20 protein-coding genes are annotated in these 20,917 nt (G+C 62.9%); 8 read left to right on the top strand and 12 right to left on the bottom strand.

What is annotated here, in order from left to right:
- Positions 1-6 precede the first annotated feature (6 nt).
- Positions 7-1,758: an alpha/beta hydrolase gene (locus tag FIU66_RS15715; protein WP_255432425.1), complete on the bottom strand. Its 1,752-nt coding sequence runs from the start codon at positions 1,756-1,758 to the stop codon at positions 7-9.
- Between the two features lie 172 nt (positions 1,759-1,930).
- Here FIU66_RS15715 and FIU66_RS15710 point away from each other — a divergent pair, with 172 nt between their 5' ends.
- The gene (locus FIU66_RS15710; protein WP_167623841.1) at positions 1,931-2,245 is read left to right on the top strand and encodes a hypothetical protein; all 315 of its coding nucleotides are present in this window, start codon (positions 1,931-1,933) and stop codon (positions 2,243-2,245) included.
- A 119-nt stretch (positions 2,246-2,364) separates the two neighbouring features.
- Entirely contained in the window at positions 2,365-5,031 is a 2,667-nt protein-coding gene (locus tag FIU66_RS15705) for a cation-transporting P-type ATPase (RefSeq protein ID WP_167623840.1), read from the top strand.
- Positions 5,032-5,169: 138 nt separating this feature from the next.
- On the opposite strand, the gene FIU66_RS15700 is transcribed toward FIU66_RS15705, so the two are convergent.
- The 3 genes from FIU66_RS15700 to FIU66_RS18330 all read right to left on the bottom strand — a co-directional run bounded on the left by FIU66_RS15700 (position 5,170) and on the right by FIU66_RS18330 (position 8,535).
- Entirely contained in the window at positions 5,170-5,871 is a 702-nt protein-coding gene (locus FIU66_RS15700) for a VIT family protein (RefSeq protein ID WP_167623839.1), read from the bottom strand.
- A complete protein-coding gene (locus tag FIU66_RS15695; RefSeq protein ID WP_167623838.1) occupies positions 5,868-7,757 on the bottom strand; it encodes a heavy metal translocating P-type ATPase in 1,890 nt (629 codons plus the stop codon). The genes FIU66_RS15700 and FIU66_RS15695 overlap by 4 nt, the downstream gene beginning before the upstream one ends.
- Positions 7,758-8,427: 670 nt before the next feature.
- Complete coding sequence (locus FIU66_RS18330) at positions 8,428-8,535, bottom strand: DUF465 domain-containing protein (protein WP_370528973.1); 108 nt, start codon at positions 8,533-8,535, stop codon at positions 8,428-8,430.
- Positions 8,536-8,805: 270 nt separating this feature from the next.
- Here FIU66_RS18330 and FIU66_RS15685 point away from each other — a divergent pair, with 270 nt between their 5' ends.
- A complete protein-coding gene (locus FIU66_RS15685) occupies positions 8,806-9,147 on the top strand; it encodes a zinc ribbon domain-containing protein YjdM (RefSeq protein ID WP_167623837.1) in 342 nt (113 codons plus the stop codon).
- A 161-nt stretch (positions 9,148-9,308) separates the two neighbouring features.
- On the top strand, positions 9,309-9,479 hold the full coding sequence (locus FIU66_RS15680) for a hypothetical protein (RefSeq protein WP_167623835.1): 171 nt from the start codon (positions 9,309-9,311) through the stop codon (positions 9,477-9,479).
- Positions 9,480-9,535: 56 nt separating this feature from the next.
- Here the strand turns inward: FIU66_RS15680 and FIU66_RS15675 are convergent, their stop codons facing one another.
- A complete protein-coding gene (locus FIU66_RS15675) occupies positions 9,536-9,799 on the bottom strand; it encodes a DUF982 domain-containing protein (protein WP_167623833.1) in 264 nt (87 codons plus the stop codon).
- Positions 9,792-9,974, bottom strand: a complete 183-nt coding sequence (locus tag FIU66_RS15670) for a DUF3606 domain-containing protein (protein ID WP_167623831.1) — start codon at positions 9,972-9,974, stop codon at positions 9,792-9,794. The genes FIU66_RS15675 and FIU66_RS15670 overlap by 8 nt, the downstream gene beginning before the upstream one ends.
- A 305-nt stretch (positions 9,975-10,279) precedes the next feature.
- Between FIU66_RS15670 and FIU66_RS15665 the strand changes: the two genes are divergently transcribed.
- Both FIU66_RS15665 and FIU66_RS15660 read left to right on the top strand, forming a co-directional pair.
- The gene (locus tag FIU66_RS15665; RefSeq protein ID WP_370528971.1) at positions 10,280-11,035 is read left to right on the top strand and encodes an SDR family NAD(P)-dependent oxidoreductase; all 756 of its coding nucleotides are present in this window, start codon (positions 10,280-10,282) and stop codon (positions 11,033-11,035) included.
- 6 nt (positions 11,036-11,041) lie between these two features.
- Positions 11,042-11,284 (top strand): hypothetical protein, encoded by a 243-nt coding sequence (locus FIU66_RS15660; RefSeq protein WP_167623829.1) that lies wholly within the window; start codon positions 11,042-11,044, stop codon positions 11,282-11,284.
- A 22-nt stretch (positions 11,285-11,306) separates the two neighbouring features.
- Here the strand turns inward: FIU66_RS15660 and FIU66_RS15655 are convergent, their stop codons facing one another.
- Positions 11,307-12,350, bottom strand: a complete 1,044-nt coding sequence (locus tag FIU66_RS15655; RefSeq protein ID WP_210254099.1) for a peptidoglycan-binding protein — start codon at positions 12,348-12,350, stop codon at positions 11,307-11,309.
- A gap of 212 nt (positions 12,351-12,562) precedes the next feature.
- On the opposite strand from FIU66_RS15655, the gene FIU66_RS15650 reads away from it, so the two are divergent.
- Both FIU66_RS15650 and FIU66_RS15645 read left to right on the top strand, forming a co-directional pair.
- Positions 12,563-12,718 carry a hypothetical protein gene (locus FIU66_RS15650; RefSeq protein ID WP_167623826.1) on the top strand — a complete coding sequence of 52 codons (156 nt, stop codon included), beginning with the start codon at positions 12,563-12,565 and terminating at the stop codon, positions 12,716-12,718.
- A gap of 209 nt (positions 12,719-12,927) precedes the next feature.
- Positions 12,928-13,233 (top strand): DUF1153 domain-containing protein, encoded by a 306-nt coding sequence (locus tag FIU66_RS15645; RefSeq protein WP_167623824.1) that lies wholly within the window; start codon positions 12,928-12,930, stop codon positions 13,231-13,233.
- Positions 13,234-13,759: 526 nt separating this feature from the next.
- Here FIU66_RS15645 and FIU66_RS15640 read toward each other — a convergent pair.
- From FIU66_RS15640 to FIU66_RS15620, 5 genes are all read right to left on the bottom strand, one after another.
- A complete protein-coding gene (locus tag FIU66_RS15640) occupies positions 13,760-16,048 on the bottom strand; it encodes an arginine/lysine/ornithine decarboxylase (RefSeq protein ID WP_167623823.1) in 2,289 nt (762 codons plus the stop codon).
- Positions 16,049-16,262: 214 nt separating this feature from the next.
- Complete coding sequence (locus tag FIU66_RS15635; RefSeq protein ID WP_167623821.1) at positions 16,263-16,430, bottom strand: hypothetical protein; 168 nt, start codon at positions 16,428-16,430, stop codon at positions 16,263-16,265.
- Between the two features lie 653 nt (positions 16,431-17,083).
- Positions 17,084-17,821 (bottom strand): calcium-binding protein, encoded by a 738-nt coding sequence (locus tag FIU66_RS18215; RefSeq protein ID WP_167623820.1) that lies wholly within the window; start codon positions 17,819-17,821, stop codon positions 17,084-17,086.
- 117 nt (positions 17,822-17,938) lie between these two features.
- On the bottom strand, positions 17,939-19,099 hold the full coding sequence (locus tag FIU66_RS15625; RefSeq protein ID WP_167623818.1) for a glycerate kinase: 1,161 nt from the start codon (positions 19,097-19,099) through the stop codon (positions 17,939-17,941).
- A gap of 95 nt (positions 19,100-19,194) precedes the next feature.
- On the bottom strand, positions 19,195-20,880 hold the full coding sequence (locus FIU66_RS15620; RefSeq protein WP_167623816.1) for an SLC13 family permease: 1,686 nt from the start codon (positions 20,878-20,880) through the stop codon (positions 19,195-19,197).
- Positions 20,881-20,917: the final 37 nt, after the last annotated feature.

The raw sequence follows: 20,917 nt of genomic DNA, 5'->3' as shown, positions 1-20,917 counted from the left end.
GTCCTCTTATCGTTGGAAAACATAGCTGCCCGGCGCGTCCGCCAGCGGCGGAAGGCCCTTGTCGGGCGCACCCAAGGCGGGCGGTGCGTCCAGCGGCCCTGATTGCGCGGCAAGCCAGTCGCCCCAGGCCGGCCACCAGGATCCTTCGACCGGATCATGCGCAGCCTGCCAGTCAGGGGCCGAGATCAGCGCGCCGTCATCAGGCCGCGTGCCGATGCGGTAATGACGCCGAGGGTGGCCCGGGGGGCTGACGATCCCGGCGTTGTGCCCGCCCGAGGTCAGCACGAAGGTCACGTCCGTGTCTGTGAACTGGTGGAACTTGTAGACCGAGGTCCAGGGCGCGACGTGATCGCGTTCGGTGCCCACGGCGAAGACGGGGATGCGGATGTTCTGCAGCGCGGCGGGACGGCCGTCCACCATGAAGCGTCCGGCGGCCAGTTCGTTGTCCAGATACAGGCGCTGCAGGTATTCCGAATGCATCCGCCAGGGCATCCGGGTGCTGTCGGCATTCCACGCCATCAGGTCGGTCATCGGGCGGCGTTGCCCCATCAGATAGTCATGGATCACCCGCGACCAGACTAGGTCGTTCGACCGCAGAAGCTGGAACGCCCCCGCCATCTGGTCGTCCGACAGATAGCCCCGGTTCCACATCATGCTGTCGAGGAGGTGCATCTGGCTGGGGTCGATGAACAGCGCCAGTTCTCCGGGTTCGGTGAAATCGACCTGTGCGGCAAACAGCGTCAGGGACGCCAGCCGGTCCCCTGCCGCAGCCCCCATCGCGGCCGCCGCGATCGACAGCAGCGTGCCACCCAGGCAATAGCCGGTGGCATGAACCCGTGCCCCCGGTACGATGGCTTCCACGGCATCAAGAGCGGCCAACACGCCCTCGCGGCGGTAATCCTCCAGCGTTAGGTCGCGATCCTCAGGCCCCGGATTGCGCCACGAAATCGCGAAAACTGTGAAGCCTTGGCTGACCAGCCAGCGGATCAGCGAGTTCTCCGGCGACAAATCCAGGATGTAGTATTTCATGATCCAGGCGGGCACGATCAGCACCGGCTCGGGCCGAACCTGCCCGGTCGAGGGCGCATACTGGATCAACTCGATCAGATGGTTGCGGAAGACGACGGTGCCGGGCGTCACCGCCACCGTCTCGCCGGGGCGGAACGCCTCGGCCCCCGGGGGCGGCTGGTGGTTCATCAGCCGCAGGGCATCCTCGGCCCAGTTCTGCCACCCCTGCCACAGGTTCATGCCGCCGGTCTGCCAGGTGCGGGCCAGCACCTCGGGGTTGGTCAGGGGATTGTTCGAGGGCGAGAACACATCCAGCCACTGCTTTGCGACAAAGGACACCACATCCTCGTGGTGCTTCATCACACCCGGCACCTCGCGGGTGACGTTGTGCAGCCATTGCTGTCCCAGCAGAAAGGCCTGGGCCAAGGCGGCAAAGGGCAGCTGCTGCCAGCCCTCGTGGCGAAAGCGGGCGTCACCCGGCAGGGGACGGATCGCAGGCGGCGTCTTCGGGTCCATGGCCGAGGACAGAAGCCAAGTCATCAGCCGGCTAGTCTTGCGGCCCGCCTTCCACAAAAGCTCGGCCCGCTTGCCTGGGGCCTGGGCCAGGTGGAACGCCCAGTCAAAGCCAGCAAGCGCCAGCGACCCCGGCGAGATGCCGCCCGTCAGGTGACCGCCAAGCGCCTCTCGCATCCGGTCCATCGCCTGGAACGCGGCAAGGCCCAACGTCGCGTCCTGGTCGGCCGGGGGCATCATCGCAGGCGGCGCAAGGAAGGCGGTCTGGTCGGGCATCTCGGTCCTTGGCGGTTCAGGGATTTGCGGGTTATCCTTACCGGGTCCAGCATCGGGTAATCTTGACCTGAATCAAGGTTTGATGCCGGACCATGGCCTTACCATCCAGATTTCATCAGACAGGATCACGGACATGAAGGACGACAAGAATGCGAAGCCGGAAACGGCCGCCCTGCCGGATGTTCCGGGATTAACCCTGCCCGACGTTCTTCTCTGGCCGATACGGATGCAAGAACTGCTATGGCGGGAAGCGCTTCTGACGATGGCACGAATGGCAGAGCTTCGGGCCGAATGCTTGCGCAACATGGCCCAAGTTACCCTGCCCATGGACGCAGCCGCCCTCCAGACTGACTATGCCAGCAAGCTGCTGGACGTGGTCCAGGAAGAAGGCAACCGATTTGCCCGCGCCATACGCGACGCAGCGCCGGCAATCCGCAAGGCTGCCTGATCCACAAGCCGTAACGGACCGCTGCCGTCCATCGGACTGTCACGGCAGGCTATGTGGAGCTGCATCCCGACGCCCGGCCCCGGATCCGCATAGCCCCTGCAAGGAACAACGATTACCCGATGACGAACCCCAGCGACCTTGCCGACGCCTACGCCCGTCCTGCTTCCGAAGTCCTGACCGCCCTGGACGCCACCGCCACCGGACTGTCCTCATCCGAGGCTGCCGCCCGACTGTCTCGCCACGGCCCCAACAGCCTGCCCGGAGCAAAGCCGCGACCAGCGATCCTGCGGTTGCTGGCGCAGTTCAACAATGCGCTGATCTATTTCATGCTGGCGGGGGCAGGGGCTGCAGCAGCCCTGGGTCATTATGTCGATGCCGGCGTGATCCTAGCCGTGGTGATCGTTAACGCGATCGTGGGCTTCCTGCAGGAAGGCAAGGCCGAAAGCGCGCTGAATGCCATACGCGACATGATCGCGCCCCAAGCCAGCGTCTTGCGCGACGGGCGGCGGATCAGCGTCGGCATGGCAGACCTCGTGCCCGGCGACGTGGTGCTGATCGAGGCGGGCGACCGCGTGCCCGCCGACCTGCGCCTGATCTCTGCCCGCAACCTCCTGGTGGATGAGGCGATCCTGACAGGGGAATCCGTGGCGTCGACCAAGGGCGTCGATCCGGTCGCGGCCGGGGCAGCCCTGGGCGACCGGCGCCCCATGGCGTTTTCCGGCACGCTTGTCTCGGCGGGCCAGGGCAGCGGCGCCGTCACTGCCACCGGCACCCGGACCCAGATCGGCCGCATCAGCACCCTGCTGCACGAGGTCGAGCCCCTGACCACACCGCTGCTGCGCCAGATCAACGCATTCGCTCATCGCTTCACACTGTTGGCCTTCGTGGGCGCGGCGCTGATCTTTGCCTTTGCGGTCTCGCTGCGCGGCTATGCCTGGGACGACGCGCTGATGGCGGTCGTGGCGCTTGCTGTGGGCCTGGTCCCCGAAGGCCTGCCCGCCGTCATCACCATCACGCTGGCCATCGGCGTGCAGCGCATGGCCGCCCGTCGCGCGGTGATCCGTCGGCTGCCCGCGGTGGAAACACTGGGTGCGACCTCGATCATCTGCTCCGACAAGACCGGCACCCTGACCCGGAACGAGATGACCGTGGGGCGTGTGGTGACAGCCGATGGCGTGAGCGTGGTCCAGGGCGCCGGCTATGACCCGACCGGCCATGACTTCACCCCTGAACCCACTGCGCGCGGGCTGCTGCGGGCCGGGCTTTTGTGCAACGACGCCGAACTGAACCCTGGCACCTGGAAGGTCGAGGGCGACCCGATGGAGGGCGCGTTGATTGCCGCCGCGATGAAGGCGGGCCTCGACCCAGCGACCGAGCGCGCCGCAAGGCGGCTGGACGCCATTCCCTTTGATGCCCAGCATCGCTTCATGGCGACCCTGCACGATATGCCAGAGCAGGGGCGGGTGATGCTGGTCAAGGGCGCGCCGGAACGGATCCTGGCGATGTGCGCCCGGCAGGCCTCGGAGGCGGGAACGCAGGTGCTGGATCACACCTATTGGTCCGACCGCATCGCCGAAACCGGGCGCGAGGGCGAACGCGTGCTGGGTTACGCGACGAAGCCCATGCCCGACGGCACCACCAGGATCGACTTTCCCGATGTCGAGAGCGGGCTGACCTTCCTGGGCCTCACCGGCTTCATCGACCCGCCACGGCCAGAGGCGGTCGCGGCCATTGCCGAGTGTCACCGCGCAGGCATCGACGTGCGGATGATCACCGGCGACCATGCCGAAACTGCCACCGCCATCGCACGCCAGCTTGGCCTTGCGCCCGACCCGCAGGTGTTGACCGGCAAGGACCTGGACGCAATCCCCGACAGCGGTTTTGCCGATGCCGTCGCCCGAACCCAGGTCTTTGCCCGCACCAGCCCCGAACACAAGCTGCGCATCGTCCGCGCCCTGCAATCGCGCGGTAATGTCGTCGCGATGACCGGTGACGGGGTGAACGACGCGCCCTCCCTGAAGCAGGCCGATGTCGGCATCGCCATGGGCATCAAGGGCACCGAGGCCGCCAAGGAAGCGGCCGAGATCGTGCTGATGGACGACAACTTCGCGTCCATCGTGGCGGCGGTCCATGAAGGTCGCACCGTTCACGACAACATCCGCAAGGTCATCGCCTGGACCCTGCCCACCAATGGCGGCGAGGCGCTGACGGTGATCATGGCGATCCTTCTGAACTTCGCCCTGCCAATGACGCCCGTGCAGATCCTGTGGGTGAACCTGCTTCTGGCCGCGACGCTGGGCCTGGTTCTGGCCTTCGAGCCGTCCGAACCGGGGGTGATGGCGCGCAGGCCACGCAAGTCGGGGGCCGGGCTTCTGACCCCCTTCACGGTATGGCGCATCATCCTGGTATCGGTGATCTTTATGGCGATTTCGCTGGCCGTGTTCTTCTGGACCCTGGGTCAGGGCCGCGACATCGAGGTGGCGCGCACGATGGTTGTCAACACGCTGGTGGTGCTGGAGATCTTCTATCTGTTCAACATCCGCTATCTGCACATGACCTCGTTCACGCTGACGGGCGTCAAGGGCACCGGCCCGGTGCTGGGTGCCATCGCCGTGGTCGTGGTCGGGCAACTGGCCTTCACCTATCTGCCGGTCATGAACCGGATCTTCGAATCCCGTCCCCTGACTCTGCTGGACGGGATCGTCATCATCGTCATCGGCGTGCTGTCGCTGGTGGTCCTGGAGATCGAGAAGCACCTGCTGCGAGACAGGTTTCGGGAGGAGTAGAAAGGATAGAAGACCAGCCTGATTGCCGGTCGGTTGCCCGGGGCCAAGTCATCGTGACGCGGCAAAAACCGCGAGCGCGGCAGCCGAGGCCAGATTGTGAGACGGGGCCGGGAACCTCCCCCGACGCAAGCTGCTCCCTCACCCGACCGTAACGCCGAAGAGCGTCCCCACGACAGCTGTCGCGCCCATGGCAAGAACGCCCCACAGCGTCACCCGCATCGCGCCGCGAAGGATACCGGCGCCGCCTGCGGAGGCGCCGAGGCCACCCAGCACGGCTAAGGCCAGCAGCGTAGCGACGACCACGAACACGACGATCTGCGCAGGCGGCGCCAGCAGCGCCACGATCAGCGGCACGACTGCGCCTGCCGCGAAGGTCAGGGCCGAGACGACCGCCGCCTGCACCGGATGAGAGGTCACCGTCTCGGAAATCCCCAACTCATCGCGGGCATGAGCGCCGAGCGCATCCTGTGCTGTCAGTTGCGCCGCCACCTGCTGCGCCAGGTCGCGCGTCAGACCGCGCTCCTGATAGATCCGCGTCAGTTCCTCAAGCTCTGCCTCGGGCATCTCGGCCAGTTCCTTGCGCTCCTTGTCGAGATCGGCGTTCTCGGCATCGGTCTGCGAACTGACCGAGACATATTCGCCTGCCGCCATCGACATGGCGCCCGCGACGAGTCCTGCCAGTGCTGCAACCAGCACTTCGGTCCGGCCAGTCCCGGCGGTCGCCACGCCCACCACCAGGCTGGAGGTGGAGAGGATCCCGTCATTGGCCCCCAGCACCGCCGCACGCAGCCAGCCGATGCGATGAACCATGTGGATTTCCAAATGGGACAGGCGGCTCATGCAAGGGCTCCTTCCTGGTGCGGTTCATCGCCCGACGGGGCCGTGCGGGCCTGGGTGGGTTGGATGCGCAAGGCGCGCAGGGCGTTGAGGATGACCGCCACGTCGATCGCTTCCTGGATCAGGGCGCCTTGCACGGGGGTCAGGTAGCCCAAGGCAGCGGCGATCATGCCCAAGACCGACAGGCCGATGCCCGCCACAACGCTTTCAAGAGCAATGCGGCGCGAGCGGCGGGCGATCTCGATCCCCGTTCTGATGCGATCAAGGCGGTCCACCAGCAGCACCACGTCGGCGGCCTCGGCACTGGCGGCGGCGCCGCGCGCGCCCATGGCCACGCCCACGTCGGCCGCAGCCAGGGCCGGGGCGTCGTTGACGCCGTCGCCCACCATCATGACCGGGCCGTGCTTGTGCTCGGTCAGGACCAGAAGGACCTTCTCGTCCGGCGTGAGGCCGGCGCGGATGCCGTCGAGGCCCAGGCCCTCGGTCATGCGGCGGGCGACCTCGGCTCGGTCGCCGGTGGCGAGCAGAATGCGTTCGATCCCCTGGCGGCGCAGGCCCGACAGCATGTCGCCCGCGCCGTCCCGCAAGGGGTCTGACATCACGAGGTGCCCCGCCATCCGGTCATCCACCGCAACCGCCACCATGACCGAGCCCGCTGCCAAATCCGGAGGATCGCCCTCGTGACCTACCTGTCCAGCCACGAAGCCGTAGCCTCCCACGACGACCTGCCGCCCCTCGACGATGGCGATGACGCCTTCGCCTGGGATTTCGACCGTGTCGTGGGGAACGGGCAGCGTCATGCCGCGGGCCTTGGCGGCCGCGACGATGGCCTGCGCCACCGGGTGCTTGGTTGCCTGATCTGCTGCTGCCGCGAGGCGCAGGATCTCGTCCTCGGCCATCCCCTCTGCGGTGTCGACGGTCACGATCCGGGGGCGACCGTCGGTCAGCGTGCCGGTCTTGTCGAAGATCAGCGTGCGAACGCGGGCCATCGCCTCCAGCGGTTTGGCACCCTTCACGAGCACGGCGAAATGGGCAGCCCGCGACAGGCCCGCGACCAAGGCTACGGGCACGGCCAGGATCAGCGGGCAGGGGGTCGCCACCACCAGCACGGCTACTGCGCGGATCGGATCGCCGGTGAACCACCAAGCCGCCCCGGCGATCAGAAGCGTCACGGCCAGAAAGCCCAGCGACCAGCGATCGGCCAGCCGGGCCATGGGCGCGCGGGACCGCTGCGCCTGCTCGACCAGGCGGACGATGCCGGCATAGGTGCTGTCTCGGGCCTCGTGCGTGGCGATCAGGTCAAAGGCATCGCCCGCGTTGGTGGATCCGCTCATCGCTTCGGCACCTGCCTCAAGGCGGACGGGCAGGGACTCGCCCGTCAGCGCCGACGTATCGAGGAAGGCCGTGGCCGAGGCGACCTGACCGTCCACCGGCACCACGTCACCCTGGCGGATCAGCAGGCGGTCGCCGGGGCGGATGTCGTCCAAGGCCACGTCCTCCAGCCCGCCATTGCGGTGGCGGGTGGCTGCGCGGGGCACGCGAGACAGCAGGTCGCGCATCTCGCGCCGGGCGCGGCCTTCGGCAAAGCTTTCCAGGAAGGTGCCGCCCGAATACATCACCGCAACCACGGCGGCGGCCAGCGTCTCACCGAAGACCAGGGCTGCCGACATTGACAGCGCCGCCACGATGTCGAGGCCGACCTCGCCCCGCGCAAGGCTGCGCAGGATTTCGACCAGCAGGGCAGCCAGGACCGGCAGCACGCCCGCAGTCCAGGCCAGCCCCGCCAGATCGGCACGGCCGACAAGGTGCAAGGCAAGCCCCGCCACCAGGCCCGCAAGGGCAACGGACAGAAGAAGCGTCTTGAACCGGTCCGTCTGCTTGTCGGTCACGTCTGTCCCTCAACCGCTGCCGTGGCACCAGTCCCAAGAAGGCACCCGCCGGCGGGTGTCCGCAAGCCCCCGTCATCATCGCGCAGAAGAAACAGCGCGTCGAGGTCGCGCCCTCGCAAGCTCAGCCCTTGATAAGGGACCTGCCACCATCAGCGCGCTCGCCGGTCCCGTCCCTACACCTCTTTTGCTGGAGAGTAGGCGCGATCGGCTTATCGCTCCAAGCCCATGCGACATTTCTAAATGGTCTACGAGGCGACATTTTAACTGGGTGACAACAACCGCTCTGCAAGTCCTCACAGGCAGGCTGTTCTGGGCTGTCAGACACCGAAGGTTTGCCATCACCTTCCCGGAAGACGGCCAGAAGTCCGACCTGGGGAGGAAGCGCAAGTCACTGCACTCGTTTGCCTTTGGTTAGAACCAGTCGCTGTCCTTCTTCGCGGCATCTGGAGGCCGTGGACGGAGACCTGCGGCTCGAAGAAGGCGCACACACGCTTGGTTCTCCTGGGGAGTTCGAACCTCTATTTGCCAGAAGGCGGCTGATTCCAGTGTCGGGAAGTGGTCCCGCCCGAGGGGTCCACACCAATGCCAATGAAAGAGAAAGGCCCCCGGCAATCACCGGGGGCCTTGTTTTCTGGAAGCTGCGCCGGCAGGTGCCGGCGCGGGCATGGCCTCAGGCCTCGGCGGCCTCGCGCTCCAGAACGGCAAGCTCGTCCTTGATCTCGAGCTTTTCCTTCTTGATAGCGGCGATCTCCTCGGCGCTTGCCGAGGGGCGCTTCAGAAGCTCCGCGAGCTGATCCTCGAATGCCGCGTGACACGCGCGTTCAGCGCTTCGATCCGGCCGGTGATGTCGCCCATGTCGTAACCTCCATGTGTCAGTTCCTCTATAGAGGTAGGCATGGCCGATGCCATCTTCCAGGTTACCCCACCGGGTTCGGGCTAATGCTCAGGCAGAGTAAGCTATGGCGGGAATGAGGAGTTCTGACACCGGCACATTCCCACGACCTGTGCAGTCTCTGGCTTCCTGAGCAGACCAGTTCTATAGTTCGGCATGACCGAAACGCTGCCGCCGTGCCCCGCATGCTCCTCCACCTACGCTTACCCGATGGACGCCCTTCTGGTGTGTCCGGAATGCGGCCATGAATGGCAGGCGGATGCGACGGAGGACAATGAGCCTGAGGTCCGCGACAGCGTTGGGAACATTCTACGCGACGGCGACACTGTCACCGTGATCAAGGATCTGCGGGTGAAGGGTTCTTCATCCACAGTCAAGGTGGGTACAAAGGTACGCGGTATTCGCCTTGTGGCGGGAGATCACGATATTGATTGCAAGATCCCGGGTATTGGCCAGATGGGACTCAAGTCGCAGTTCGTGAAGAAGGTCTCCGAGTAAGAGGCTGTTGCCGTTGGTTTCCCTACTGGGCTGCGGGCGGTATTGCTCTGGTGCTGCTTGGTCTAGCGTGAAGCTATTGCAGCTCGGCACCAGCCAGTATGGCAATCCGGGAACGGAAAAGATCGCAAGAGCCAGCAAGCTGGTCAATTCACAACGCATTCATGGGGCTGGTTCAAGCGAACGTTTCTTTGGCAGACATCTGCATCCTGATCGCTCCGCCGGGTGTCGTCCTTGGGGCCGAAGGGCATACCGGAGACCGCGGTGTTCACCAGCAAGCTGTTTTCAGACCGGTGATCGTTAATGCCTCTGGCAGAGCCTTCCTGAAGGCCTGATACCTGGGTGGCTGGAAATGGTCGGGACTGACCGGGCGGCCGCGCTTCTCCCTGCTTCACTCATCCCGATAAAAGATGCCGGCACTTTCCAGTGCGTCGATGAAGGCTTCCCGTGCCGTCTCTCCCTCGGCTTTGCCTTCCTGGAACGCGATCAGACGCTCGGCCGCACGCTGGTAGCAAGGGTCGGCAGGATCGCACTGCTCCATCAGGATTTCCGCCATGTCCTCGGCGGTGATCACGATCTGGTAGTGGTTGATCGTCGCCTCGACGGCGATGGCTCTGATGGCTTTGCGGGACAGGAACTCGGGGTCCTCATCCACCAAGCTTGTCCTCGACCTTCTTGCGGCGGTTGCCTTCCGATTTGACGGCGTCACGGACCTCGTCCTTCGAGACACCCATCTTCTCGGCTTCGTAGCGCACGTCGTGGGCCTGACCGCCGGCAACATTCCTACGGTCCTGGGCCGGTTCGCGGCTGGTCTGCTTGTCAATGGACATGGCTGATCTCCTCTTGAGTGCCAGATGCAAACGTCGGACGTTGTAAAGGGTTGCTCGATTGTCTTGCATACCTGCGCCATGTTGCGGATAGCGGCTGCTTGGTGGGTAGTTGGACAAGAGGCAATCGTGGCCGCCTGCCTCACAGCCATGTCATCCGCCCCCCAGGCCTGCAGCCGCGCGACGTTTTCACAAGGGACCTGCACCTCGACACAATCCGGCTGAAGGGGCAGAGCTTCCGCTGCGGGAGGGAGGTGCTACAACAGCGGTTCTGTGGCCGTCAATCACAGTAGAAGAGCATGGGAGAGATGATGAACCGGACTGCGACCAATCGGCAGGTTGCTTTGGTAACCGGGTCCACATCTGGCATAGGGGCGGCTATTGCGCGTCGGCTTGTCGACGAAGGCCTGTTCGTGATCCTGCATTCAGGCAGGTCACAAGAAAAGGGCATGGCGCTTGCTGCGGAACTTGGTTTCGCGGCCTACATCCAGGCCGACCTTTCCCAGGAGGTGGAGAGGGTCCGCCTCATCTCCGAGGCCGCCGACATAGCCGGAAAGCTGGATGTTCTGGTTAACAATGCCGGGATCAGCGGGCTGATCCCGCATGACGATCTTGCAGCGGCCAGTCCCGACATCTGGCGAGCGCAGTATGAGGTCAACGTCATCGCTCCTTTCCAGCTTATCGCGCTGAGCGAGAAGCATCTGCGAAAGTCGGCTCATAGGAAAGGCAGGGCTTGTGTCATCAATATCAGCTCGCATGCCGGTGTGCGACCAAAGGGAGGATCGATCCCTTATGCGGCCGCCAAGGCAGCCCTCAATCATGTAACGCGTCTTCTTGCTCGATCGCTGGGGCCCGAGATCAGAGTGAACGCGGTCGCGCCCGGTCTGGTTGACACGCCCCTGACAGCCGACTGGATCGAGGCGCAAGCGTTGTGGAAAGCTCAGGCCCCCATGAAGCGGGCAGCGCGGCCAGAGGACATTGCTCAGGCAGTCATGATGCTGATCAGGACGGATTACATCACAGGGGAAATCTTGTTGTCGGACGGCGGCTTGAATTTGACCTAGGCCTTGATGGCCGAGGTTGCCTTGCTGGGTGATACATCCTTGCGGGCAATGGCAGCTTCAGGTGGCGCGGCCGATATCAATCCACCGGAGACCCATGGATCTGCCCTCAACGACAGCCAGCCTCAACGCATGTTTCACTCTGCTTACTTTCTTGCCGTTACTCTCAGCCTAGACGCTATTTTGGCGGTTCGCTTGGCATCGAGAACATTGCCTGTGGCGTCTCGACTGAACCATCCGGCACAGCTGTGACGGCTCAGCGTGCAAACCTCAGCTAGCGGCGAACCTGCTCCCGCAGCGTTCTAACCTGTTCCGCCGTGAGATACCCGCTCTCGTCCAGGCCATTGTCACCCTGCCAGCGGCTGATGGCGTTCCGCGTCGATGCCCCGAAAACACCATCGGCCTGACCCTTCAGGTAGCCCAGTCCGATAAGCCGTTGCTGGATCTCGGCCCGCTCGCTCCGCGTCAATCCCAACAAATCCTCATCTATGGCTGCTGCTCGGCCTCCTAGCGCCTCTGAACCGCGAGCTTCAGCGTCAGAGCGAAGGGCGCCTACTTGCGCCGCCGTCACATATCCCGTTGCGCGCTGACCCGTATTGCGCTGCCAGGCTCTGATTGCCTCACGGGTACCTGCACCAAACAAGCCGTCCGCCCCATTGGTATCGTAGCCCAAGGCAATCAGATCGCGCTGTATCTGCACCCGCTGAGGCCGGGTCAGGCCAAGGTTGAGTTCTGCTTGTGCGGCCGAAGTGACGGGATTGTCCACAACAGGGGGCGCGGGAGCCGGCGTCGACCCAGCACGGCCAAGCAGCAGTCGCAGCTGTTCGGCGTTCAGGTAGCCAGTGCTTGGGAGTTTTCTGGACTCCTGCCATGCCGCTATAGATCGCCTTGTCCCGGCGCCGAAAACACCATCGATGCTGGTTTTGTAGAAGCCAAGTGCATCAAGCCGCCGCTGAATGGCCACACGATCGGCCTGCGTCAGAGCAAGTGCGGCCTCAGCCTGAGCAGCGCGGTTCGTCGCGGCGGCGGCGGCCTCCAGCTTGGCCAGTTGTTCCCGTGCGCTTTTTGCGTTCGGTCCTTGGGGATAGGCGTCCAGGTATTGCCGATAGGCAGCCGCCGACCCGTTCTCAACCACCCCGGCCCAGAGGGCCTGCTCATGTGCGGCTTGCTGTTGTTCCAGGACGGTTCTTGCAATGGTGCCGATAACCTCTCCTAGGTTCTGATCGGCGTGAACCGAAGGAGCCGCTATCGAAACCATGCTCGCGGTCACCAAAGGAAAACAGAAGCCTCGCACAATCTCGCCCTCCCGCTGAAGCATGACGGAGGCACACCGCAATGCCAACTGCCAGCTTATGGAGATAAATCTCGCAGTTGATGTTCGGTTCCGGGGAGAGCTTGACAGCAATGGCAAGCTAGCCTGCAGTTAGGGTATTCAGCTTTGGCCTCACTTCCTGCGCCGGTTGTCATGAGATGCTTTGAACGGCGGCAATGGAGTGAGACTTGCTGAGGCAACTGCATCTTCCGCTGCAGATGAGTGAATCTCTGAAAGGCTCCTCCGTGGCGGTTCCGAGGCCGATAACCCTGCTGAGCAAAGATCGCCCGATGGTCAACTTCCTGGCTACCGCTGCCGTCATGTTCCTCGCCGCTATCATCATGTTCGGACTGGTTGCCGCGGCCCTGCCCTGATGGCTCTGGTGTTGCCGAGCGGGCGCTCCGCTCGGAAGCAAGACAATCTGGATCAAGTGCGCCTGGAAAGCCAACCGGGCGCTTAACCTATACGGAAGGTCAGGTTTCTGAACCAGCGAGAATATACTAACATAGGGGATGCACGACCAACCCTTTGATCCTTAGGTTGTTTGCACTGACTATTTCAAAATCCACAGTAAAGGATTGCCATGCTTGTCAAGAAGCCACCGGCCTCCCGAACTGCCAAACCTGCTGGGCAACTCCTTAGCCTCACCGACCTTCCGGATGCGGACACACGGTGGGTGGCCAGTCGGAAGCAGACTGTTGTTTTAGCCGTGAACCAGGGGTTGATCACCCGCGATGAGGCACTCAGCCGATATGGTCTGTCTGGTGAAGAGTTTGATGCTTGGCGCCACGCTCACATGTTCTATGGAAAGGCAGCATTGAAGGTTACCTCGATAAGTAAGTACAGACATCCCATCGTTGATAAGTCACTTGGTGGACACACGGATTGAAAGCGGCATTGGTGTGGAAATCGCCTGCAAGACGCGTGAAGTCAGAGTAAATTGGAAAATCTGAACAGTCGGGAGAGGGGGATTTTCAGCCTCACTGCGACCGCAGCTCAGACATGATAATTGGCTTGGGATCTCGGCTTCCAAGTCGAGATGCTGCCCGGCGAAAGCGATAATGAGGGGCTAGCGCCAGACGGCTTTTCCATCAAGCCTGGTCTGTTTGTGGATGCCTTGGTCCACCGGCGAAGGATTGAACATCTTCCTGCTGAAATGGAGCGGGGGCGCCCTGATCGTGCTGAGTGGCCCCTTGCGGCCGCTTCATGTCAAGCTGATGTCGCTCGACCAGATCTATCTTTCCTTCCGACGGTCGCCACCCGATCGGCGCCTGTCATCACCAGAAGATCACCCTGATCAACGACAGCTTGGCCATCTGCAGCGGCATCGACCTACGGATGGCCGCTGGGACGACAGAGAGCGACTATCATCAAGTCATTGTTCAGTGATGCCGGGCCATAGCTGCTTGCCAGGTTCATGAGGCAACACAATCTGCATAATAACAGACCGTGCCTTCCGAATTGGTTTCCATAACCAGGCCATGGATGTCGGTTTCGAAGCCGGGGCATTCGCGCGCGAATTCACGGTTGAAGCGCAAGTAGTCCACGATCTTGGCATTGAACGTCTCGCCGGGGATCAAGAGCGGGATCCCGGGCGGATAGGGGGTCACGAGGCTGGTCGTGATCCGTCCTTGCAGGTCGTCGATTGCCACTCTCTGCGTCTTGCGCCGCGCGATGTGCGAGAACGCCTCGGACGGCGTCATTGCCGGATGATGGTCCGACAGATAGATTTCCGTCGACAAACGCGCCACATCGTATTTCGCATAGAGCGCGTGAACGTGCTGACTGAGATCGCGCAGACCCATGCCGTCGTAGCGCGGATGCTTGGCGCAGAATTCCGGCATCACGCGCCACAAGGGCTGGTTGCGGTCGTAATCATCCTTGAACTGCTGAAGGGCCGCGACCAGCGTGTTCCAACGCCCCTTCGTGATGCCGATGGTGAACAGGATAAAGAAGCTGTAGAGACCTGTCTTCTCGACCACGACGCCATGCTCGGCTAGGTATTTCGATACGATTGAGGCCGGAATGCCGATGGTATCGAAGCGCCCTTCGATGTCCAGGCCGGGGGTAATGATGGTCGCCTTGATCGGGTCCAGCATGTTGAAGCCCGGCGCCATGTCGCCAAATCCGTGCCAGCTGTCTTCACCGTCGCGCTGCACGCCTTCGCTGTCGGTGCGACGCAGCACCCAATCTTTGGTACGGCCAATGCCTTCTTCCTCGAGCGCTTCCGGTCCCCAGACCTCGAACCACCAGTCGTCTTCGCCAAATTCGGTATCGACCTTGCGCATGGCCCGGCGGAAATCCAAGGCTTCCAGGATCGACTCCTCGACAAGCGCGGTGCCGCCCGGCGGTTCCATCATTGCGGCGGCCACGTCGCAGCTCGCGATGATCGAATACTGCGGACTGGTCGACGTGTGCATCAGGTAGGATTCATTGAAGAGGTGCCGATCCAGTTTCGTTTCTTCAGAATCCTGAACCAGGACGTGGCTGGCCTGGCTTATCCCTGCCAGGAGCTTGTGGATCGACTGCGTCGCATAGGTCACGGCGTGCCTAGTGCGGTCGCGCTTGCGACCCATGGCATGATAGGTGCCGTAGAAAGGATGGAATGCCGCATGCGGGATCCAAGCTTCATCGAAATGCAGGTTCTCGACATAACCGTCAAGCATCCGCTTGATCTCCTCGGTATTGTAGAGGACGCCATCGTAGGTCGATTGCGTGAGCGTCATCATGCGAGGCCTGACGGCATCGGCATCGACACCCTCAAGCAAGGGGTTCGCACGGATCTTGGCGCGGATGGAATCGGGTTCGAATTCGGCATGGGCGATGGGGCCGATGATGCCCCAATGGTTGCGGGTAGGCCGCAGAAAGACAGGGATCGCCCCGGTCATGATGATCGCGTGCAAGATGGACTTGTGGCAGTTGCGGTCCACCACGACAACATCGCCGGGTGCGACCGTATGATGCCAGACCATCTTGTTCGAAGTCGAGGTGCCGTTGGTCACGAAGAAGCAGTGGTCCGCATTGAAGATCCGCGCGGCATTGCGTTCGGATGCGCCAATGGCGCCGTTGTGGTCCAGAAGCTGGCCCAGTTCCTCAACCGCGTTGCAGACGTCGGCCCGCAGCATGTTCTCACCGTAGAACTGGTGATACATTTGTCCGATGGGAGATTTCAGGAAGGCCACACCGCCTGAATGGCCCGGACAGTGCCACGAATAGGAACCGTCCTCGGCATAATCCAAGAGCGCCTTGAAGAAGGGCGGCTGAATGCCTTCCAAATAGCTCTTGGCTTCGCGAATGATGTGCTTGGCCACGAATTCCGGCGTATCTTCGAACATGTGGATGAAGCCGTGCAACTCGCGCAGGATGTCATTGGGCAGATGCCGGCTGGTTTTTGTTTCGCCATGCAGGAAGATCGGCACGTCGGCGTTCTTCCACCGTACTTCCTCAATAAACGACCGCAGGTTCACCACGGCTGGGTCAAGGTCGGGGCCGGGGCTGAATTCCTCGTCGTCGATTGACAATACGAAGGCGCTTGCACGGCTTTGCTGCTGGGCAAATTTTGACAGGTCGCCATAGCTGGTCGCACCCAACACCTCGAAACCCTCAGCCTCGATGGCCTCGGCCAAGCCGCGAATGCCCAGCCCCGACGTGTTTTCGGACCGAAAGTCTTCATCGATGATGACAACGGGGAAACGGAATTTCATAGGGCTTCCTTTTTGGCATCATCTCTGCTGCCCCGTTCTTTCCAGTACCGCTCTGACCGTCAAGCCCAAGCGCATAGCTGAACACCTCATCGATAACCTTTGTTGGCAGCGCACTACCCATATCGAGTGCCTCAAAGGCGCATCTTCCCGCTCCGGGTCACCTGTACCCAGCTTTGATGAACATCTCGCGGCAGCAGAAGGTGACGCTGCGGCGCTACTCGGTTGGATCGTCGCTGGCGGAACCACGGCCGGTGTTGCGGTCGAACGTAGGCTGGCGTGCGGTGCCAGATGGCTTGATGGGTTGGTCGCCCTTTTTCAGCGAAGGACGCGTGGTCTGATCCTTCTCCAGATCCTCTTTCATGCTTTTGTCTTTATCGGACATCTTCAGCTCCTTTCCCATTTCGAGAAGCAACTGTCGCAGCAGAGCATCGTTCCTCCGGGCGGAAGCGAAGGTTCGGCCTTGGTAGGCCACCATGACCAATTGAGGCGGGACGAATTTATAGCGGCGAAGTCGCGAAATTCCCCCATACCTCTCATGGCTGCAATATCCTTGCGTTGCAGGGCACGGGTGGGGACGGCCTCTTCTGCTGTTTCGCTGCCGACTAGACAGCGTCGCTCAAGCAGAAGGGCGTGAAAGCTGAGAAAGAGCGCCTGTTGCCGCTTGAAGGAGTAGCCCGATCACAGCTTGGGGCAGAGACACGGCAGCTGCATGCCACCGTGAACATGGCCCTGCTGGCCACGAGCGCCCATCCCGTGAGCAAGTCACACCCCACGGAGCCTGCAAGAAGGCTACAGGATCGTATTCCATAATACCCGACTGACCCTAAGCTGGTGTAGGCGCAAAGTAGGATCCGTGCTGGTCAGGTGGGGCTTTCAGACCATCCTCCGCCATCACTCAAGAGCGCGTTGGTTAGAAGATCTGTGCTTGGCTGAAAGACGACCCCGGCCCATCGGCGGAAAGCGCGGTTCTGCAGATCCATGACAGGGCTGCGGTAGGAGAAAAACCGGGCCTTGAACCTGGCCCGGTTGTATTTCTCACCAGAGGAAATCATCACTGTCCAACTGGTTCAGGCGGATATCCTCGATCACCAACCGATGGTCGCCTGCCTTGATGATGACATCGGAGCCACTCTGGCTGGCCGCGGCGCGGATGCTGGCGAAGTTGGTGAACCGGGCGAAGGCCGACAGGTCTATGGTGTCATCGCCATTCTCGAAATCGGTGATCCGGTCCAGGCCGCCGTTGAAGACAAAGCGGTCCGCACCCTCGCCGCCCGTCAGCCGATCATTACCGGACCCGCCGTTCAGGATGTCGTCACCCTCGCCGCCGATCAGGGTGTCTGCGCCTGCTTGGCCCAGCATGACGTCGTTGCCTTCCCCGCCACGCAGGATGTCATTGCCTGCCCCGGCCGTCATGCGATCATTGCCTTCGCCGCCGTTCAGCGTGTCGTGACCGCCCAAGGTCACGACGACATCATTGCCCTCGCCCAGACTGACAATGTTGTTGCCTGCGCCCGCGTGGACGATGTCGTTGCCTTCGCCTGCGTCAATGCGGTCGTGGCCAGCCCCGGCCCAGATGGCATCGTTGCCCGATCCACCCCAAAGAACGTTGTTGCCGAACCCGCCCCACAGCGAGTCGTTGCCTTCGCCGCCATGGATGGTGTCATTGCCGCCATTGCCATACAGCCGGTCATCACCCGAGCCGCCATAAACGAGATCGGCCAGCTTCGTCCCGTTGTAGCGGTTGTCCCCGTCGTTTCCACGATAGATTGCCATGTCGGTTTCTCCTGTAAGGGCGTGGATAATTGATTGCCGCGCTGCGCCGCCCAAATGCAGCAGCGGCCAACCGCCATGCTGTGCATGGCTGGAAGTCCTGAAGTCAGGTAACAGGGATCAGCGCAGGGCCAGCCGCTGGCCGACCTGCAGCATCCTCATCGTGTCTTCGGCCGCGCGGCGCAGCAGCTTGTCGCCCATCCTGATCGCCTCCTCCAAGGTACAGGGTCGCTTGACGATGGAGGCGAAGGCCGCGATGCCGTGCTGGAATGTCTCGCTTGCGCCTTGGCCAATGGTGCCTGCAAGCGCAATTGTCGGAATGCCCCGCGCGGCGGCAATGCGCCCGACCTCGCAGGGAACCTTGCCATAGGGGCTTTGCCCGTCCAGCGATCCTTCGGCCGTGATGACCAGGTCGGCGCGGTCCAGCAGCCGCTCGAAGTCCAGGTATTCGCGCATGATGTCAAAGCGCGGATGCAGACTGGCACCTGCAAAGGCTACAAGTCCCGCCCCCAATCCGCCCGATGCGCCCGCGCCGGGCAGCGATCCCACGTTTTTGCCGGTGGCGACCCAGATCTGCTTGGCCCAGGTTTCCATTGCGCGGTCCAGCAGATGGACTTGATCGGGGGTGGCACCCTTCTGCGGGCCAAACACGCGGGCGACACCCTTCGGACCCAACAGCGTGTTGTGCCAGTTCACGGCCGCGTCAATCCTGACATGCGCCAGCCGGGGATCCAGGCCCGCAAGGTCGATCTGAGACAGCCTCCCCAGCGCGCCGCCGCCTTCAGGCAGTTCGCGGCCCGCCTTGTCAAAAAGTCGCGCGCCCAAGGCGCAAGCCATGCCCGCGCCGCCGTCATTGATGCCGCTGTCGCCGCAGCCGATCAGGATGCGCTCAGCGCCCTCATCAAGGGCCCGGAGGATCAGTTCGCCGACGCCCCGACTGGTTGTCAGGGTCGGATCCCGGCGGTCGCGCGGAACCAGTGAAAGACCGGCGGCTGCGGCCATCTCGATCACTGCAGTGCGAGGGCCAGCACCACCCAACTCACCCCAAAAGCCAGGAACCGGATCACCCACCGGACCGGTCACGGTGGCATGATGCAGCCGCCCGCCCGTTGCCTCAACCAGGGCCTTGGTGGTGCCTTCGCCGCCATCGACCATGGGTGCCGACAGGATACAGGCGTCCGGCATCGCGCGTCTCACACCTTCGGCAATGGCGCAGGTCACGTCGTTGACCGAAAGCGACTCCTTGAAACCCGAAGGGGCGATCAGGATGGTGAGGGTCATTGGTCTTGTCCTTTTCCCGTTCTGTGAAGTGTTTACGGGACAGCGTCCTGACTATTCCCGACGGATGTATGTTTTTTGCCGCAGCATCGTGTCGGTCAGCGGAACATGACACGCAGGCCCAGATGCCGTGCCAACCGGTTCAGTTCGGTTTCCGCGCGGCGCAGATTTGAACCAGTGCGGTGGGAGGGCGTCTGCCGGGCAGGCGCTTGCACCGTGATCCGGGGCTTTTGCTCGGGTCGGGCGCTCTTCGCCAAGGTCAAGGTGGCGTGCTTCAGGGCGGCTGGGGGTTGCGGCAGGGTTGGGGGCAGGGCGGGCAGGACAAGCGGGGTCGGGACCTCCGCAGGGGCTTCCCCGCGTATCGCTGTCAGTTGTGCCGGCCAAAGCGATAGCGCAAAGCCGACCAGCAAGGCCATCACCACCGGCATCAGCGGCACTGCCAGCCGAAGCAGATCACGCTGTCCGAAAGTCTCGATGCTCGCGTTGGCAAAGATCGCGACCGGCTTGGCGGAGGCGGTCAGGGTCTGGCAAAAGCCCGTGCCCATCACCGCAACAAGGATCAGAAGGGCCGCATCATGGCCCAGTCCAGCCATTGGCAGGGCCACCGCCGGGATCAGAACCGCCGCCCGAGCCGAACGGGAGGCGATCACCAGATGCGCCAGAACAGCGACCAAAGACAACAGCACGACCACCGCCTGCAGATTGCCAGCCATGTATTCGGGCAGCATCGACAATGCGTGATCCGCCAGCCACCGGTCCGCCCCACTTTGGGTCATCGCCTGCGCCAGCAGCACGGTCGCTGTCATATAGAGCAGCAGTTCGACATCCACGGCGCGGAACAGATCGTTGGGCTTGTGCGAAGTGAAGGGCGGGGTCAGCAGCACCAGGGCGCCGATCAGCGCAACCGTTGCCATGCCGATGCCATGCCAGCTTGCCGACAGCCAAAGCCCTACCAAGACAGCCAGCGCCATGCAGATGCGCCGCTGCCGTGCCGCCAATTCCGGCACCACAGGTACCCTGGGGGTGGCCGTGATCCGGCAGGTCCGCAATTCGTGCGGCGCGAAGAAAGCAAGGATCAGACCTGTTCCGGCAAGGCTGGCGATCAGGGCGAATGGCAGTCCCAAAAGCGCCCAGTCCAGATAGCCGATCTCAAGCCCCGTGGTCTTGCGGATGCTTTCGGCAGCCAACAGATGCGCGCCCGCGCCAATCAGGGATCCGCCCGCCGACAGCAGGATCACGGTCGGAAAGATCAGCGCCAAAGGCTTGATCAGGCGCGTGTCGGGCATTGCCGTCGCCAGCGTCAGAAAAACCGGCATCAACAACGCTGCCCGTCCCGAGGTTGAGGGCAAGATGAAAGCCGTTGCCGCCACCGCAAGCGTCAGGCCAACGGCCAGCACGTCAAAGCGCAGCGGGCGCTGCAACAAGGGCGCGATCAACCGTTCCGTCAAGTCCGCTTCCTTCAGCACGGCGGCGATCACAAAAGCTGCCAGCAGCAACCAGATCAGCTCACTGCCCAGGGCAGAGAACAGGGTTTCTTCGGACAGGGTGCCAGGCAGGACAAGCCCCAGCACAACAGCCAGCGCCACCACGGACTCGGGCAGGCGGGTGCCGACCCAACCCAGGATCGCCACTGCGACCGCGATCAGCGCCAGCCGCGCATCACGGTCCAGGTCGCCCGGCAGCAGAAGCCCCGCCCAGATCGCCGCCCCCGCAAGTGTCGCGGTGACGACATGGCGATAAGAAAAAATCCCCGCCGGCAGGGTGGATCTTGTTGCAATAGTCACGGCATCGTCTCCTGCTTGTTTTGCAGGATTACGGGCC

The organism is Paracoccus sp. AK26 (assembly GCF_011801365.1).
GTDB classification, from domain to species: domain Bacteria; phylum Pseudomonadota; class Alphaproteobacteria; order Rhodobacterales; family Rhodobacteraceae; genus Paracoccus; species Paracoccus aerius.
The sequence above is the reverse complement of the archived record's forward strand: the minus strand, read 5'-3'. Positions and strand labels throughout refer to the sequence as shown.